At 64.0% G+C, this 16,454-nt stretch carries 13 protein-coding genes (1 of these 13 cut by a window edge); 10 read left to right on the top strand and 3 right to left on the bottom strand.

Annotated elements, in window-relative coordinates; translation table 11 throughout:
- Positions 1-164 precede the first annotated feature (164 nt).
- Positions 165-1,214, top strand: coding sequence for an IS110 family RNA-guided transposase (locus tag ACYQ8E_RS07295; RefSeq protein ID WP_066723639.1), 1,050 nt, complete (start codon positions 165-167; stop codon positions 1,212-1,214).
- A gap of 533 nt (positions 1,215-1,747) precedes the next feature.
- Here ACYQ8E_RS07295 and ACYQ8E_RS07290 read toward each other — a convergent pair.
- A complete protein-coding gene (locus tag ACYQ8E_RS07290) occupies positions 1,748-2,155 on the bottom strand; it encodes a (deoxy)nucleoside triphosphate pyrophosphohydrolase (protein ID WP_066727954.1) in 408 nt (135 codons plus the stop codon).
- A gap of 140 nt (positions 2,156-2,295) precedes the next feature.
- Between ACYQ8E_RS07290 and ubiE the strand changes: the two genes are divergently transcribed.
- Positions 2,296-3,009 (top strand): bifunctional demethylmenaquinone methyltransferase/2-methoxy-6-polyprenyl-1,4-benzoquinol methylase UbiE, encoded by a 714-nt coding sequence (ubiE, locus tag ACYQ8E_RS07285; RefSeq protein ID WP_066727953.1) that lies wholly within the window; start codon positions 2,296-2,298, stop codon positions 3,007-3,009.
- 9 nt (positions 3,010-3,018) lie between these two features.
- Here ubiE and ACYQ8E_RS07280 read toward each other — a convergent pair whose 3' ends face one another.
- Complete coding sequence (locus tag ACYQ8E_RS07280) at positions 3,019-6,213, bottom strand: YhdP family protein (protein ID WP_066727952.1); 3,195 nt, start codon at positions 6,211-6,213, stop codon at positions 3,019-3,021.
- Between the two features lie 50 nt (positions 6,214-6,263).
- Complete coding sequence (locus ACYQ8E_RS07275; protein WP_066727951.1) at positions 6,264-7,166, bottom strand: RluA family pseudouridine synthase; 903 nt, start codon at positions 7,164-7,166, stop codon at positions 6,264-6,266.
- 173 nt (positions 7,167-7,339) lie between these two features.
- Between ACYQ8E_RS07275 and smc the strand changes: the two genes are divergently transcribed.
- The 8 genes from smc to ACYQ8E_RS07235 form a co-directional block, all read left to right on the top strand.
- Complete coding sequence (smc, locus tag ACYQ8E_RS07270) at positions 7,340-10,864, top strand: chromosome segregation protein SMC (RefSeq protein WP_066727950.1); 3,525 nt, start codon at positions 7,340-7,342, stop codon at positions 10,862-10,864.
- A gap of 10 nt (positions 10,865-10,874) precedes the next feature.
- Positions 10,875-11,234, top strand: a complete 360-nt coding sequence (locus tag ACYQ8E_RS07265) for a roadblock/LC7 domain-containing protein (protein ID WP_066727949.1) — start codon at positions 10,875-10,877, stop codon at positions 11,232-11,234.
- A gap of 52 nt (positions 11,235-11,286) precedes the next feature.
- Positions 11,287-12,546 (top strand): signal recognition particle-docking protein FtsY, encoded by a 1,260-nt coding sequence (gene ftsY, locus ACYQ8E_RS07260; RefSeq protein ID WP_066727948.1) that lies wholly within the window; start codon positions 11,287-11,289, stop codon positions 12,544-12,546.
- A gap of 51 nt (positions 12,547-12,597) precedes the next feature.
- Positions 12,598-12,789 carry a cell division protein ZapB gene (gene zapB / locus ACYQ8E_RS07255; protein WP_066727947.1) on the top strand — a complete coding sequence of 64 codons (192 nt, stop codon included), beginning with the start codon at positions 12,598-12,600 and terminating at the stop codon, positions 12,787-12,789.
- Entirely contained in the window at positions 12,786-13,097 is a 312-nt protein-coding gene (locus ACYQ8E_RS07250) for a cell division protein ZapA (RefSeq protein WP_066727946.1), read from the top strand. The genes zapB and ACYQ8E_RS07250 overlap by 4 nt, the downstream gene beginning before the upstream one ends.
- A gap of 369 nt (positions 13,098-13,466) precedes the next feature.
- Positions 13,467-14,027 (top strand): 5-formyltetrahydrofolate cyclo-ligase, encoded by a 561-nt coding sequence (locus ACYQ8E_RS07245; protein ID WP_066727945.1) that lies wholly within the window; start codon positions 13,467-13,469, stop codon positions 14,025-14,027.
- A gap of 65 nt (positions 14,028-14,092) precedes the next feature.
- Positions 14,093-15,667, top strand: coding sequence for a ribonuclease Y (gene rny / locus ACYQ8E_RS07240; protein WP_459860522.1), 1,575 nt, complete (start codon positions 14,093-14,095; stop codon positions 15,665-15,667).
- 52 nt (positions 15,668-15,719) lie between these two features.
- On the top strand, positions 15,720-16,454 hold the 5' portion of the coding sequence (locus ACYQ8E_RS07235) for a TIGR00282 family metallophosphoesterase (protein ID WP_082820346.1). 48 nt of this gene lie beyond the right edge of the window; the window shows 735 of its 783 coding nt (coding positions 1-735); it begins with the start codon at positions 15,720-15,722; the stop codon falls past the right edge of the window.

Here is a 16,454-nt window from a genome sequence, read left to right as displayed (position 1 = left end):
CTTCGTCTGGTTGGAATCGGTAGCTCCCCTGGGTCCGCCAGTATACCCGAAGCGGCAGGCCAAGGCCATGTTCTTGATACTAGTGCAGGCCCCCTCCATAGATACCGGACCATCCGGTATCCTTTGAGAAACAAGAAACCCTCTCAAAGAAAGGAGCCTGCACCATGAAATTCTACACGAAACAGCACCAATTCTATTGCGGCGTCGATCTGCATGCAGACGCCATGTACGTCTGCATCCTTGATGCGACCGGCGAGGTGGTGGTTCATCAGAACATCCCGACCAAACCGAAAAACTTCCTGCGACTGATCAAACCCTACCGCTCCGGCATCGTGGTCGGCTGCGAGTGCATGTTTACCTGGTACTGGCTGGCCGATCTGTGCACCGAGCAGGAGATTGACTTCGTCCTCGGTCATGCCCTCTACATGAAGGCAATTCACGGCGGCAAGGCCAAGAACGATCGCATCGATTCCCACAAGATCGCCGTACTGCTGCGCGGCGGTTCTTTTCCGCTGGCCTATACCTACCCCAAGCCGATGCGGGCGACGAGGGACTTGCTGCGCCGCCGCAATCATCTCGCCCGCAAACGGGGCGAACTCTTCGCCCACATCCAGAACACCGCCACCCAGTACAACCTCCCCGAGCCGCTGGGACGTATCGCCAAACCGAGCGAGCGCGGTGATCTGCTCAAAAAGTTTCCCGATTCGGTGGTACGTCGCATGGTCGAGGTCGACCTGCTCACCATCGAACATTACGAACAGCTGCTGGATCGACTGGAGCGGGAACTGGAGCGCATCGCCACCGGTCATGATCCGATCAACCTGGCGCTGCTCAAATCGATTCCCGGGGTCGGCAAGATCCTCGGCATGGTGATGCTCTACGAGATCGAGGACATCGCCCGCTTCCCCCGCGAGCAGGACTTTGCCTCCTATTGCCGGCTGGTCAAGCCGGGCAAGGAATCGAACGGCAAGCATTATGGCCATTCGGGCAAGAAGATCGGCAACGCCCATCTGCGCTGGGCTTTTGGCGAGGCCGTGGTGCTGATGCTCAAAGGGAACAAGCCGGCTCAAACCATGCTGCAACGCCTGGCCAGCAAGCACGGCAAGGGGAAAGCCCTGGCCATCCTGGCCCATCGTCTCGGTCGTGCCGTCTATTACATGCTCAAAAATCAGGTGCCCTTCGACCAGGACAGGTTCCTGCGCAAGGCCGCCTGACGCGGAGGGGGCGGATCAGCCAGACCGTCTAACTGGAGGCAACCACAGCGGCGAGATAAGCTCGGCGGCCATAAGCAAGCGCAGACTTCTGGGCCAACAGCCCGACTTGGGCCGCATCATCCGCCAACTTCCGCCAGCCGGTTTGTTTTGATTGGAGGTCCGCCCCGCTCCAACAGCTTGCGCGATGGTCCAAAGGGCCCGCGCCGGATTCTGCCCCTTCCCCGATCCCGCACCTAACTGCGGCCATCGGCACCAAGATGGACCTCGCTATTTTGATTGGGACGGCATGAGGGCACGAGCGTGATTCCAGGCGGCAGGGAGAACCAGGTCGACAAAGACCGGCCCCTGCATCAAGAGCCTCGATAAGTGTTTGGAGCAGAATTCGTCTGCAGCCAGAAGAGAATCCCAAGCCGGAACCCGGTTGGCTCTTAAGTGATCAGTCGCATGTCAAAGAACGGGAGGGAAAACCTTTTTCGTTATCGGACTTTTTTACCCTTGACGGCCGGGGGCCTGATAAGTGTTGGGCTGCAACGCTATTGCGCCAAAATGGCCCCGGGATTTTGCTGTTGCAGGCGCTCCAGCAGTGGCTGGTCGGCTTCGAGAAAGGGGAGTGACAATAGTTCGCAGGGGAGGAGCCAGCGGTGTTCCGCCACCTGCAGATCGCGAATGCGGTGGTGCTCCGGATGGCAATGGTAGGCGAGAATCAGCACCGGCCCCCAGTCGTAACGGTGGAAGACGACGTCGAAGATGGCACCGACCCGCACCGGCAGGTCGAGCTCTTCGAGCAGTTCCCGGCGCAGCGCCTGCGCCGGCGCTTCTCCTTCTTCGAGCTTGCCGCCGGGGAACTCCCAGAGACCGCCATGGCGGGCCTGATCGGGCCGCCGGGTGACGAGAAACCGGCCGTCCTTTTCAATGATGGCGGCGGTAACCAAAAGGGGCATGAGGGGGTGACCTTTCCGGCGCCGCAGCCTTCAGGGCTGGGGCGCGACCGGCGTTTTTTGCTGACAGGCAGCGAAGGGATGTGCTAATAACGAGCCGCTGGCAAGCACTCGCTCACCCCTGGAAGGGAACGACCCGGACGATGTTCAAGCTCTCCGACAAGGGGCGCGGAATCCGTGACATGTTCGATTCCATCGCGCCCCGCTACGATCTGCTCAACCGTCTCCTCTCCCTCGGCATCGACCGGCGCTGGCGGCGCTTTGCCGTAAGACAGCTGGAAATTCCGGCGGCGGGACGGGTCCTCGACGTTGCGACCGGGACCGGCGATGTTGCGCTGGAGATTGCCGCCCGCACCCCCTCCTCGGTGCATATCGTTGGCGCCGACTTCACCCAGGGGATGCTGGTCCATGGCTTGGAAAAGGTGGCTAGTTCACCCTACCGCGAGCGGATTTCCCTGGTTAACGCGCCCTGCGAGGAACTACCCCACCCCGACCAGGTTTTCGACGGCGTGACCATCGCCTTCGGCATCCGCAACGTGGTCGATCGCCCCGCCGGGTTGCGGGAGATGTTCCGGGTGCTGCGTCCCGGCGGCCGTGTTGTGATCCTCGAATTCTCCAACCCGAAGAGCCGCTTCTTCAAGGCCCTTTACTACTTCTATTTCCGCCGCCTGTTGCCGATGATCGGCGGACTCTTCTCCCAGCGCAGCGCTTACCAGTATCTCCCCGACTCGGTCCTCGAATTCCCGGACCAGGAGGCATTCAAGGGCCTGATGGCGGCCGCCGGGTTCAGCGGGTTGCGCCACTTCGACCAGACCTTCGGCATTGCCACCGTCTACGTCGGTGTCCGCGAAGCCTGAGCCTCCCTGTTACTTCCCGCCCTGTAACAACCCCCCGACATCGTCAACCATTTTTCCCGGCAGACCGAAGACGCGGCGAAAAATTCCCAGCACCTTGCCGGAGACGGAGCTGATCGGGATCGGTCTCACCTCGGGATCAATGGTAGCCCCCTTGATGGAAAAGTGCGCGGTGATCAAGGCCTTTTCGTCGCCAGCCAGTACCCAGCCGGCGATGGGGATGTTGGTGATGATCTTGTCGACGGTGCGCAGCGGCTTGACCCCCATCACCGCATCGAGGCGCTGCCGGGCCAGATCGAGTTGCCCGACCAGGGAGAGGTTCATGGCGTTGCTCTCGACGAAAAGGTCCTCGCTGCTCAGAATCCCCCGGTCGAGTTTAAAGGTTCCGCTCAGCCTGCCAAAGGGCATTCCTTCCCGGTCCATGTCGGGAAGTTTCAGGGCCAGAATCTGCGAGACGTTAAGGAGCGAAAAGACCTTCGACAACGATTTGAACTCGCGCAGCACGCCGTTGCGGATTTCAATGCTGAACCCGCCCAGGGAGGTCGGCAAAAATTCGCTGCCGGCGATCCCCTGCAGGTAGAAGTCGCCGCGCAGGCTCCCTTTGACCAGGCTCGACTGCTTCAGCAGTTGCTGATGAACCACCTCCGCGGCGATCCCTTCGGCATGACCGGAAATGTGCAGCCGTGGCGGCGAATTTTCGACCGGTTCGACCAGGACCTGGCCAGTGACGAAACCGGGCCCGATCCGGCACTGCAAGGGATGGATCACCAGGGTTCGATCGGCGAAGGAGATTTCACCGCGCGCCTCCTCGAAGTCCATGCCGCCGATGATGCCGCGCCGGGCGAAGGCACGGATCAGCAGTTCGGGGAGGGGACCGTGGTGGGGCGGAACGTGCAGCGCAGGGGCCTCTGGCGACCGGCTCCAGAGTGCAATCACCTCGTCGATGTTGCCGTAATCGGCTTCGATATCGAGGGTGACTGCGGCCGGCCCCTGGAAGTGACTTACCGCGCCGCGCACCTCGGCTTTGGTGCCGCCATCGAGATGGGTCGTCACCCGCGTGAATTCGAGCCGGTCCGGGGCAACGGCCAGTTCGGCGTCGATATCGCGCAGGATTGCCTGGTCGGAGTAGAAGATCAGGTCATCGGCGTGCATCGCGCGCGCCTGCAGGTGGACGCTGCCGCTGGGCGCCGTGAGGTCGGGGAAGCTGCCGGATGCGGTAAAGGAGGAGCGGCCGATGCGCCCGGTCAGCCCGGCAAAGGAGGCCTGCCCCTGGTTGAAATGAAGGGAGCCGCTGAGATCGTTTAGGTCAGCGATAATGCCACCGAGGTAGAGCCCGGCGCCGTTGAGATTGAGGTTGCCGCGCGCCTGTTGCAGTTTGCCGCCCGCGCCCTGCAGGGAGTATTCGCCGGAGAGCAGCCCGCGAAGCTGGAGCGGTTTAAGGAGTGGCGCCCGTTCCGGGAGGTCCGCGAGGGCGACCGGCGCCAGCCGCAGGTCGAGGCGGAAGCGGTCGCTTTGGCCGAACGCGAAGCTGCCGTCGGCACTGACATCGAGCGGCGGACAGTGCAGGCGCCCGTAGTTGAGTGCCAGTTGCTGCTCGGCATAGTCACCGGAGAGGAAGAGTTCCGTGGCGATGCCGGCCGGTTTGGTGAAGAGGTTGCGGAAGTGAATCTTCAGTTGTCGCAGGTCGGCATGGGCGTCGAAGTGGGGCTGGTCGAGCTGGCCGCCGAGGGTGACCCGCAGGGGAAAGGTCCCGGTCAATTCGAGATCGGCTGGGGTCATGCCGGCAAGCCGGGTTCCGAGCCAGGCGGCGCCGAACTCGCCGGTCGCCACTGCTTCGATCCGCGGTGGCCCGGCGGCCTGCCAGGTGACCCGGCCGGAGAAGCGCAGCTCGTTGCCGGCCAGGTCGCCGGAACCATCGCGGACGGCCAGAGCCAGGGGGGTCAGCTCCAAATCGCCGGCGAGGTTTTCCATCTCGCCGATCCGGGGCAGCTTCAGGGCAAGACCGTTGAGTTTTGCTTTTATCGAATAGTGGGTGACCGGCGGACCGCCGCTGGGGTCCGGTTGCTGCTGGAAGGTGAGGGCGAGCTGCTGAAGCTGGCCGCCAGTCATGCTGGTGCGCAAGGAATTGACCAGCGGATTTTCCCCGGCGGGAAGGATTCGTCCCAGGTCCGGAAGGGGGAGCTCGGTCCCCTGTAGAGAGAGGTTGATGGCCGTTCCGTTGGTCGCCGGTTCGACGGTAGCCATGCCTTGCAGGCGCTGGCCGTCGAGTTCGATCGCCAGCGGCTCAAAACGCATCGCCGCCCTCTCCGGGGTCCAGCGGGTCGTGAGATCAAGGGTGCTGAAGAGAGCGGAGCTGCCGGGACCGTTCGGGGAATCAAGGCGGAGCTCAGCCCCGGTGAGGGCGAGGTCGATGGCCAGCCCGGTTTTTGGAATCCCCTGCAGCCGGGCCGTTAACCCGACCTGCCCAGAGATCCCCCAGTCGGGGGCGGGTGCCGAAGCCGGCATCAGCCAGCCGGCGGGAAGGTTGTGGAGGGAACCCTGCAGGGAATAGTGGGTTTCCAGCCAGAAGGGAAAGGTGTCCCCCGGTCTCAAGGTTCCGGAGATTTCAAAGGGGGCAGTTTCCTCCCCTCGAACGAGGCGCCCGGCGAGCTCAAGGGTTCCCGACCTGCCGGGAGCGAGGTCGCTGAGGTGCCCGTTCAGCGCTTTGATCGCCAGAACCCTGGCAGCCTGCGGCTGGCGCGGATCGACGAGGAGCAGGCTGCCGTTGCGCAGGGTACAGTTGCTGAAGCCGAGCCGTTCAAGAAGTTGCGGGTCGAAGGGCGCCGGTTCGGGCGCGGGCGTTCCCGCGTCGACCGGGGCCTGGCGGGTCAGGGTGAGGACCGGTTGGTCGAGGTAGAGGTCGCGGGTCTGCAGGCGGCGATGCAGCAGCTCTTCCAGGTCCAGGCGCAGATAGAGGTGGCCGATCTGCAGCCGCATTGCGCTCTCGGGGGTACCGACTTCGACATTGCGAACATCGATAGCCGGTCCGTGCCGCAAGCTGAGGCGGATCTTCCCCATCTGCACCGGGCGCTTGAGTGCAGAGCTCAAACTCTCCTGCAACTCGGCGCGGTAGCTGTCGAGATCGAAACTGGTCAGCAACCAGGCCAAAAAGGCGCCGAACGCCAGCAGCAGGGCGAACAGGAAGGTCAGAAAGGGGTGACGCCGCACGCGAAAAAACCTTTCGGCAGATCGTGCCAAGATGGGGCCGGCGATGAAATTTAAAGAAGAATCGTTGGTCCGCCAGCGCCAAGGGGCGGCGGCAGCTGCAGCCCGAGCCTGTCGAGCAGCTGCGCCAGGTCGCCGGGGAGGGCGAGTTCGGCCACCAGCGGCTCTTCGCCGAAGGGGTTGGCCACGACCAGCTGCCGGCAATGGAGGAAGAGGCGGCCAAGGCCTGGCAGTGCTCCTCCCCGGTAGCGCTCATCGCCGGCAATCGGGTGCCCAGCGTCTGCCAGTTGGCGGCGCAACTGGTGACGGCGGCCGGTCAATAGCTGCAGTTCGAGCAGGGAGAGGTTGCCATTGCCGGCGAGGCATCGGAATCGGGTTGTTGCCGCGTAATCACGTCCCCTGACCGGTACCGGCGAGTCGAGGGTCCCTTCGGTCGGGGTCCTCCCGGCCACCAGGGCCAGGTAACGCTTGCTGGTCGGCCCGTTCATGAAGACGCCGCCGAAAGCGGCAATCGCCTGGCGTCCCTTGCCGAACAGGACCGGGCCGGAGGTTGCCGCATCGAGGCGGTGGACCGGTGCGGTGCGAAAAGTCTGACGCCGCTGGCGCAGGAGCTGCTCAACCCGCAGGCCGAGATGATCCGTTTCGTGGCCGACCCCGCGGTGGACGGCCACTCCTGCCGGTTTGGCGACGATCAGCGCCTCCCGGGTCTCGACCAGGATGGTGAGCGGCGGCAGGATGCCGGCAAGCAGCTCCTGGAGCCGGCGGTTCTCCGGGAGTGCGATGGCGTCCCCCGGTCGCAGGGAGGCATCCGCGGCGAGCGCTCGCCCGGCAACCCGGATTTCGCCGCGGCGCAGCAGTTGGCGCAGGTAGCCGGAGGGAATTCCGGGCAGGCGCTGCTGCAGCCAGGCGCCGACGGAAATGCCGTTTTCATCCTCATGGACGGTAAGGTCGATCATCGCGCCTCATCATACCCCTCGCTGCCGATGCAGGCAAGCCGGAAGGCGGGTAGTTTCGGCAGGTAAAAAGCACCGGGCAAGGCCCTTTACAGGATCGGGATGGCTTGCTAACATGGCGCGCCACCCCGGTCCAGGCGGACCCCACTCTCTGCAGGCGGTCGACGTTCTCCCAAATGAAAATCAAACGGGTCGAAATAATCGGATTCAAGTCCTTCGTCGACCGGGTCAGCCTCGACTTTCAAGCCGGCGTGGCCGGTATCGTTGGCCCCAACGGTTGCGGCAAGAGCAATATCGTCGATGCCATCCGCTGGGTGATGGGGGAGCAGAACGCGAAAAACCTGCGTGGCCGCGCCATGGAAGATGTGATCTTCGGCGGCAGTGAATCCCGCAAGCCGCACGGCATGGCCGAAGTGTCGATGACCTTTGCCAATGAAGACGGTATCGGCCCCCCGGCCTTTCGCGACTACGCGGAAATCATGGTGACCCGCCGCCTTTATCGCAACGGCGACAGCGAATACCTTATCAACAAGACCCCCTGCCGGCTTCTCGATATCAGTGAACTCTTCATGGATACCGGGGTCGGCGCCCGCACCTATTCGATCATCGAGCAGGGGAAGATCGGGCAGATCCTCAGTGCCAAACCGGAGGACCGGCGTTCGCTGATCGAAGAAGCGGCCGGAGTGACCAAATTCAAGTCGCGCAAGAAGGCGGCGTTGCGCAAGATTGATGCCACCCGCCAGAACCTGGTGCGCCTCAGCGACATCATCGCCGAGGTCCGCCGCCAGACCAGCAGCCTCAAGCGCCAGGCCCGCAAGGCGGAGCGCTTTCGGGAATACCGGGAGGAGTTGCGCGGCATCGAGACCCGTTTTGCTGCCGGCCGTTACCGCCAGTTGCAAGCCGCCCTGGCCGCGGATGGCAGCCGCGAGGTCGCTCTGCAACAGCGGCTGGCGGCCCTCGAAGCCCAGCAGCAGGGGGAAGAGCTGGCGCTGGACGAGGCGCGTCTGCAACAACTGGCGCGGGAAAAAGAGCTGGCCGCCGTCCAGGAGCGGGTCTTTCACCTCAGCAGCGAGTTACAGAAGACCGAGTCCCGCATCGAGCTGGCCGACAACCAGATCCGCAACCAGACCCTGCAGCATGAGCGACTGGCGGGAGAACTCGCCGATGTCGCCCGCCGCCTCGAAGAGCTCGATCAGGAAGAGGCGACCCTTCGCGGCAGTCAGGGGCAGCTTGGTGCCGACCTGGCGCGCGAGGCCGGGCGCCTCCAGCTTGCCGAGCAAGACCTCGCCCGTTCGGTGGCCGAGGAAAACGAGCGCCAGCAGCTGCTCGAAGAAGCGCGGGCCGCTCTTTACCGACTCCTCACCGACCTGACCCGGTACTCCTCCCAGCAGGAGGACGCCGAACGCCGCCTGGCCGGTCTCGACCAGCGCAGCGGTCGAAGCCGGGCCGAGGTCATCGGTGTCCGTGAGCAGATGGAAGAAATCCGGCGCCAATGCGAAGCGCTGGAAGGGTCCCTGGACAGCTTCCGGCAACGGCGCGAGGCGCTACTCGCCGAGCGGGAAGAGTGCCGGGAAGCGCTGCTTGCGCAGCGGCGGCGCAGCGAGGAGAATGAGGCGACTCTGCTGGTTCGGCGCGAGGAGCATAACCGGGCCCGATCCCGGCTCGAGTCCCTGCAACAACTGGAGCAGAACCTGGAAGGATACGGCCGTGGCGTGCGCCTGGTCCTCGGCGATGACGAGCTGCGGCAATCCTTCGCCGGCATGGTCGCCGATGCCCTGGAGGTTGCCGCCGGTTACGAAGCGGCGGTCGAGGCGGTGCTCGGGGAGCGGTTGCAGACCATCCTGGCCCCCCGGACCACGGAAGTGGCAGCGGCCTTCGACCGCTTGCGGGCGGCGGACAGCCGCTGCAGTTTTCTTCTCCCCGGTTTTTCTCCGGCGGCGACGGGAGCGGTACCTGGCGGGCAGCCCCTCGATTCCCTGGTGACGTTGCGACCGGATTTCGCTCCCCTGGTTGGCAGCCTGCTGCAGGGAATCTGGGTCGTCCCCGACCTGGAGCCCTTTCTCCACGGCGGACTTCCGGAAGGGACGACCCTGGTGACAGCAGCGGGAGAGGTGTTGACCGCGCGCGGCGAATTGACCGGCGGCGCGCGCACCGCCCTCGACCAGGGGCTGCTGCATAAAAAACGCGAGATGAAGGAGTTGGCCGGGCAGGTCGCCGCATTCAGTCGCCAGGTGGAAGGCCTGCAACGGGAGCGGGATGACCTGCGCCAGGCCATGACCGCGAGCGATGAGCAGTTGCGCGAGCTCGAGGCTGCCCTGCACCGCAAGGAACTCAAGCTTGTCGATAGTGAAAAGGACCTGGTGCGGCTGCGCGGTGAGCTCGATCGCTTCGAGGAACGGCTCGAAGTGTTGAGCCTGGAGGAGGCGCAGCTCCATGAGGAGCATGAGGAGCTGCAACGCCTGCTCGGCACAGCCGCCCAGGGACGCCTTGAACTGGAGGCCGGTAAACTCGCGGCCGAGGAGCGGGTCGGACGGCTCCAGGAGGAGCTGTTGGCGCTGCGGCGGCAGAGCGAGGCCGCCCGGGAGCAGGTAACCGCGCTGAAGATGACGGTGGTCAGTCTGCGGGAACGCGAAGAGGGAAGCCGCAGTGGCATCGAACGCCTCGCCCGGCTGCGCAGTGAACTGCAGGGACGCCGGGCGCTGATCCTCGCGCGCCAGGGGGAGGGGGAGCAGGAGCAGCAGACCCTGCGGGAGACGATCGAGCGCGCCCGGATTGAGCTCGACCTGCTTTACCAGAGGCGTGAGGAGGAGAAGGAGGGGCTCGACCAGCGCCGCGACGGGTTCGAGGAGTTCGGCGCCGGAATTCTGCTGCGGGAGGAGGAACTGCGTGCCCTGCGCGGCCGGGTCAGTCAGGCCCGCGACGAGTTGGGCGGGCTGCAGCTGGCGGGGCGTGAATTGCAGCTGGAGGCGGAGCATTTGCGGCAGACGATCCTCGACCGCTACCGGGTCGATCTCGGCACTCTGCCGCCTGCCGAGCCGCAAGGGGAGGATGTCGCCGCGGGTGAGCGTCGCCTCGAAGAGTTGCGGCGGCTGATCGACGAGATGGGCGAGGTCAACCTCACTGCCATCGAGGAATACGAGGAGTTGGAAGAACGACACCTCTTCCTGACCACCCAGCAGGAGGACTTGCGCGAGTCCCTCAACGGCCTGCAGACGGCGATTGCCCGCATCAACCGGACAACGCGCAAGCGCTTCCGCGAGACCTTTGACCAGGTGAACGCCAAGTTCCGCGAGGTCTTTCCGCGCCTCTTCCGGGGTGGTCAGGCGGAACTGCGGCTGACGGACGAAGAGGACCTGCTCGAAACCGGCATCGATATCGTGGTCCAGCCGCCAGGGAAGAAGCTGCAGAATGTCAGCCTCCTCTCCGGTGGCGAGAAGGCTCTCACTGCGGTGGCCCTGATCTTCTCGATCTTCCTGATCAAGCCCTCCCCCTTCTGTATCCTCGACGAGGTCGATGCGCCCCTCGACGATGCCAATATCGGACGCTTCAACGAGCTGGTCGGTGAGATGGCCGGCATGTCGCAATTCATTATCATTACCCATAACAAGCGGACCATGGAAATAGCCGATTCCCTCTATGGCGTGACGATGGAAGAGCCGGGCGTGTCCAAGCTGGTGTCGGTCCGGATCAACGAATTCTGAAAGTCGAAAGATGCCGTTCAAATCCTTGCTGGGAAAATTGGTCGATAGCGTCCCTGGTGCCCAGGGAGCCATCATCGTCGATTGGGAGGGGGAAGCGGTCGATCACGTCTCCCGCATCGACGAGTATGAGCTGAAGATCCTCGGTGCCCATAAGGGGGTAATTCTTGAGCATCTGCGTTCGGCCGTCGCCCGCCTGGAAGGGGCCGACCTGGAGGAGATCATTGTCTCCACGGCCCGGGTCGAGACCCTGATCATGCCGGTCACGCGGGAATATTTCCTGGTCTTGACCGTAGCGCGGGGGGACGCGCTGGGACGCGCCCTCTTTGAAATGCGGCGTTGTGTCGTACAGCTGCGCCGCGAGATCGATTAACCTGAAACCCCTTGACCCGCCTGCGGCGGGTTGCACTGGAGCCTGTTCCCTGATGCTTTCGCTCGATAGAATACTCGGTCCGCTGCAGGGCCTGCTGGCCGCCATTGGAGTGGCCGAAGCCAATCGGCCCCTGGTCGCCCTGGTTCTTCTTTATGTTGTCGCCGTGCTGCTGGTGGTCGGCTTGCTCCTCGTCGTCTGGCGTCTGCGCCGCCGGGTGACGCCGGATGCCGGCTCTGCACAGCCTCCGGTTGCTGCGCCGCCGGCCACGGAAGCACCCGAAGCCGCACCGGAGGAAGAGGCGGCGGGGGAACCCTCCGGCGCCACCGAACCGACCCGGGCCGCCACGGCGGAGGAAATCGCCCCGCTTGCGCCGGCCCCAGCGCCAGAGCTCACCCTGTTCGAACGGATGCGTGCCGGACTGGCCAAAACCCAGGCTTCCGTGGTCGGCCGTCTCGACACCCTGCTACGCGGCCGTGAGGTCATCGACGCCGACCTTTTTGAGGAGCTGGAGGAAATTCTGGTGACGGCCGATTTCGGCGTGCGCACCAGCCAGGAACTGATTGCCGCCATTGAGAGCCGGATTTCCCGGGAAGGCAAGGGGGACCCGAGCCAGGTCCGCCAGTTTTTGCGGGAAGAAATCCGGTCGCGTCTCTTTCCGAAAGCAAAGCTCGCGGCGCCATCGTCGCCACCCCAGGTGATCATGCTGGTCGGCGTCAACGGCGTCGGCAAGACCACCACCATCGGCAAGCTCGCCCGCCAGTATGCCGATCAGGGGAAGAAGGTCGTCCTCGGCGCCGGCGATACCTTCCGCGCCGCGGCAGCTGAGCAGTTGGCGATCTGGGGTGAGCGCTCGGGGGTCGATGTCATCCGGCACGCCGAAGGGAGTGATCCGGCCGCGGTCGCCTTCGACGCCGCCAAGGCAGCGCTGGCGCGCCAGGCGGATGTTCTGCTGCTGGATACTGCCGGGCGCCTGCACACCAAGGTCAATCTGATGGAGGAACTGAAGAAGATTCGCCGGGTGCTGGCGCGGGAGATCCCTGGCGCGCCCCATGAAACACTGCTCGTCCTCGATGCCACCACCGGCCAGAACGCCCTTTCCCAGGCCCGGCTCTTCCGGGATGCGGTCGAAGTGACCGGACTGGTGCTCTCCAAGCTCGATGGGACCGCCAAGGGGGGAATCGTCGTGGCGATCGGTGCCGAGCTGGGGCTGCCGGTTCAGTTCGTAGGGATCGGCGAAGGGGTGGAGGATTTGCGTCCCTTCGACCCCGATCTCTTTGTCGAGGCGCTCTTTCCGGCCGAGGAAAGGCCTTGACTAGGCGGTTCTCTTTCCCGTAGTATGGGCCCACGCTGGAGAAGATAACCCGTGGATTTAACCGTCATTGTCCGCCTGGAAGAGAAGGTCGACCAGCTCCTCGATGAGCTGCAGACCCTGCAGGAGGAAAATCTCCGCCTGCGGGAGCGTCAGGCGCGCCTGGAAGAGGAACGCCAGGTCTTTCGGCGCGAGCTTGACCTGGTACTTGGCAAACTGCCGGCGAAGGAGCGCAGGGCGCCTTGAAGCAGAGTGTCCAGGTGACAATTCTCGGCCAGCAATATACGCTGCGCAGCGAGTCTGACCCCGCTGAGGTACGGCAGATCGCCGAGTTCGTCGACCGTCGGGTCGCCGAGGTGCAGAGCGCCGCACGGACGGCAGACAGCTACACCGCCGTTGTTCTCGCACTGCTCAATGTCGCCGGGGAGCTCTTTGCTGCCAGGCGCCAGGCGCCTGCCGGGGGTGATGAAGGTGCGGAGGAGCGGTTGCAGAAGTTGCTGGCCCGCATTGAGGCCGCCTGTGCTGCGCCGCCTCCGGTGAAACCCGGGAGTTGAATAATTAGGATACAGGCAACAGGTTCTCTGTAAGGAGACTTCAGATAGATTGGCTGATGGTACACGCCTCCCGCTTTACGGGAGCTTCTCGATCCGGATCCATGAACGACGTTTCGCGCAGGTTCGTTGTCAACCTCTCGCCAGACCCTCCTGCCTTTCGGGCAGGGACTGATTGTATCGGCCGGGACACCCGCCTGGGACCGTCTCACCGGCAACAGGGGTCGCGGGGCGCCTCTGGCGTTGCCGCACGGGGTCGGTCAGGGCCAGGAATTGAGCTGACGTAGTTCGGAAAGCAGCGCCGGATCCTCTCACCATTCCATCCGAAGCTTCTCCTACAGGGATTGCCCGGTTCAGCGGGGGGTCTCTGCCATGCCCAAAACCTCCATTCGGCAAACCGTCCTGAATCGGCGGCGTCTTCTCGCCGCGGAAGTGTGCCTCGCCGGCAGTCTGCAGGTGCAGCAGCGGCTGCTGGCACGGCCGGAATTTTCGGCGGCGGAATCTGTCGCACTCTACAGTGCCGTCGCCGGCGAAGTTTTCACGGATCTCGTTTTTGACGTGGCCCGGCAGCAGGGGAAGAGTGTCGTTTTCCCCCGCGTCTGCAGCGCCGGTCTGGAGTTTTACCGGGTCGAAGGGCGCGACATGCTGGCGCCGGGCGCTTTTGGCGTTCTCGAACCGGCAGCCGGGGCAGTGGTTCCGTTGGCGGCCATCGATCTCGCCGTCATTCCCGGTGTCGCCTTTGATCTTCTCGGGCATCGCCTCGGTTACGGCAAGGGGTATTACGACAGGACTTTCTGCACCGCGACGGAGCGGCCCCTGCTGGTCGGATTTGCTTTTGATCTGCAGGTGGTGGGCCAGCTGCCGCGGGAGGGGCACGATGTCCGCCTCGATCTACTGGTAACCGAAACGCGGGTCATTGATTTTCGTCAATAATTGCCACCAGCGCGGGCTGGCGCCCGAAGCTGGCAACCTAAACAACACGTGAGGAGGGACGGACCTTGCAAATAGAACTGATCGTCGTTGCTATCGTCGCCGCACTCGCCGGCGGTGTCGGTCTCGGGATGCTGTTGCGGCGCAAAAGTGCCGATTCCCAATTGTCTGATGCCAGGGCCGAAGCGGTGCTGCTGCTTGAAAGCGCCCGCAAGGAAGCCGAAACCCTGCGCAAGGATGCAGTTATCCAGGCCAAGGACGCGGTGATCCAGGCGAAGAGCGAGTGGGAACAGGAATCCCGGGAACTGCGCAAGGAGATCCTGGCCCAGGAGAAGCGTCTGCTGCAGAAGGAGGAGAACCTTGACCGCAAGGCGGCCCAGCTCGACGGGCGCGAAGAGGATTTCTTCAAGCGGGAGCGGCAGCATGCCGAGAACGAGGAGGCTCTGGCCACCCGCGAGAAGCAGGTCGGCGAGCTGATTGCTGAGCAGCGGCTGCAGCTGGAGCGGATCTCCGGGATGAGCTCGGAAGAGGCCAAGGAAGTTTTGATGCAGGGGATGGAGAGCGAAGCCCGCCATGACGCTGCCAAGCGCATCAAGCAGATCGAGGATGATGCGCGGGAGAGCGCCGACAAGAAGGCCAAGGAGATCCTGGCCCTGGCGATTCAGCGCTATGCCGGCGATTATGTCGCCGAGAAGGCGGTCAGCGTGGTCCCCCTGCCGACCGACGAAATGAAGGGGCGGATCATCGGTCGCGAAGGCCGCAATATCCGGGCGATCGAGGCGGCCACCGGCATCGACCTGATTATCGACGATACGCCGGAAGCGGTGATCATCTCCGGGTTCAACCCGGTGCGCCGCGAAGTGGCCCGGCTTGCCTTGGAGCGGCTGATCGTCGATGGCCGGATCCATCCGGCGCGGATCGAGGAGGTGGTCAACAAGGCACAGCAGGAGGTCGACGAGGCGATTCGCGAAGCGGGCGAACAGGCAACCTTCGACGTCGGTGTCCATGGCATCCATCCGGAGATCATCAAGTTGCTGGGGCGGTTGAAATACCGGACCTCCTACGGGCAGAACGTGCTGCAGCACTCCCTGGAGGTCGCCTTCCTTTGCGGGATCATGGCTTCGGAGCTTGGAATCAACGTCAAGCAGGCGAAGCGGGCCGGCCTGCTGCATGATATCGGCAAGGCAGTCGACCACGAGATCGAAGGGTCGCACGCCGTCATCGGTGCCGACCTCGCCCGCAAGTACGGCGAGACGGCAAAAATCGTCCACGCCCTGGCCGCCCATCATGAGGACGAGAAGCCCGAAACGATCCTCGCCGTGCTGGTCCAGGCTGCGGATGCCCTCTCCGGCGCCCGCCCCGGCGCCCGCCCCGGCGCCCGTCGGGAGATGCTCGAAACCTACGTCAAGCGTCTCGCCGACCTGGAGCGGATCGGAACCTCTTTCCCCGGCTGCACCAGCTGTTTTGCCATCCAGGCGGGACGGGAGATCCGCGTCATGGTGGCGAGCGAAGAGGTGTCGGACACCCAGGCCTATGTCCTGGCGCGCGACATCGCCAAGAAGATCGAAAACGAAATGACCTACCCGGGGCAGATCAAGGTGAACGTGATCCGCGAAACCCGGGCGATCGAGTTCGCCAAGTAGTTACGCCTCCCTGGTCGCCAGGGCCACGAGCAGTGCTTTTGTTGAGGTCAGTGTGAAAATTCTTTTTATCGGGGATGTGGTTGGACGTCCGGGCCGCACGGCCCTCGAAGCGCGGCTCGGAAGATTGATTGACCGCCATGCCGTCGACCTGGTGGTCGCCAATGGCGAAAATGCCGCTGCCGGCTTCGGCCTGACCAACGATGTCGCCAGGGACCTGTTCAGCTTTGGCATCGATGTCCTCACCTCGGGCAATCACATCTGGGACAAGCGCGAAATCTACGACCAGCTGGAAAATGACTCGCGACTGCTGCGCCCGGCCAATTACCCGGCCGGATTGCCGGGGCGTGGAGTGGGGATCTACCGCACCGCCGGCGATATCCCGGTTGGTGTCATCAATCTCGAGGGGCGGGTCTTCATGAACAACCTCGACTGCCCCTTCCGTGCGGCCGATGCCCTGGTCGAAGAGCTGCGCCGGCAGACCTCGGTGATTCTCGTCGACTTCCATGCCGAGGCGACCAGCGAAAAAGTCGCCCTGGGGCACTACCTCGATGGGCGGGTGTCGCTGGTGGTTGGCACCCATACCCATGTCCAGACTGCCGACGAGCAGATCCTCCCCGGTGGGACCGCCTACCTGACCGACGCCGGCATGACCGGCAGTCGTGATGGGGTCATCGGCATTCGCAAGGAGCTTTCCATTGAACGTTTCCTGACCCAGGTCCCGGTTCGGTTCGAGGTCGCCAAGAAGGACCCGGTTCTGTGCGGGCTGGTGGTGGAGATCGATGAAGGG

The sequence above is a fragment of the Desulfuromonas carbonis genome, from assembly GCF_054658035.1.
Note: the sequence above shows the minus strand (reverse complement) of the source record. Positions and strands in the feature narration are given on the sequence as shown.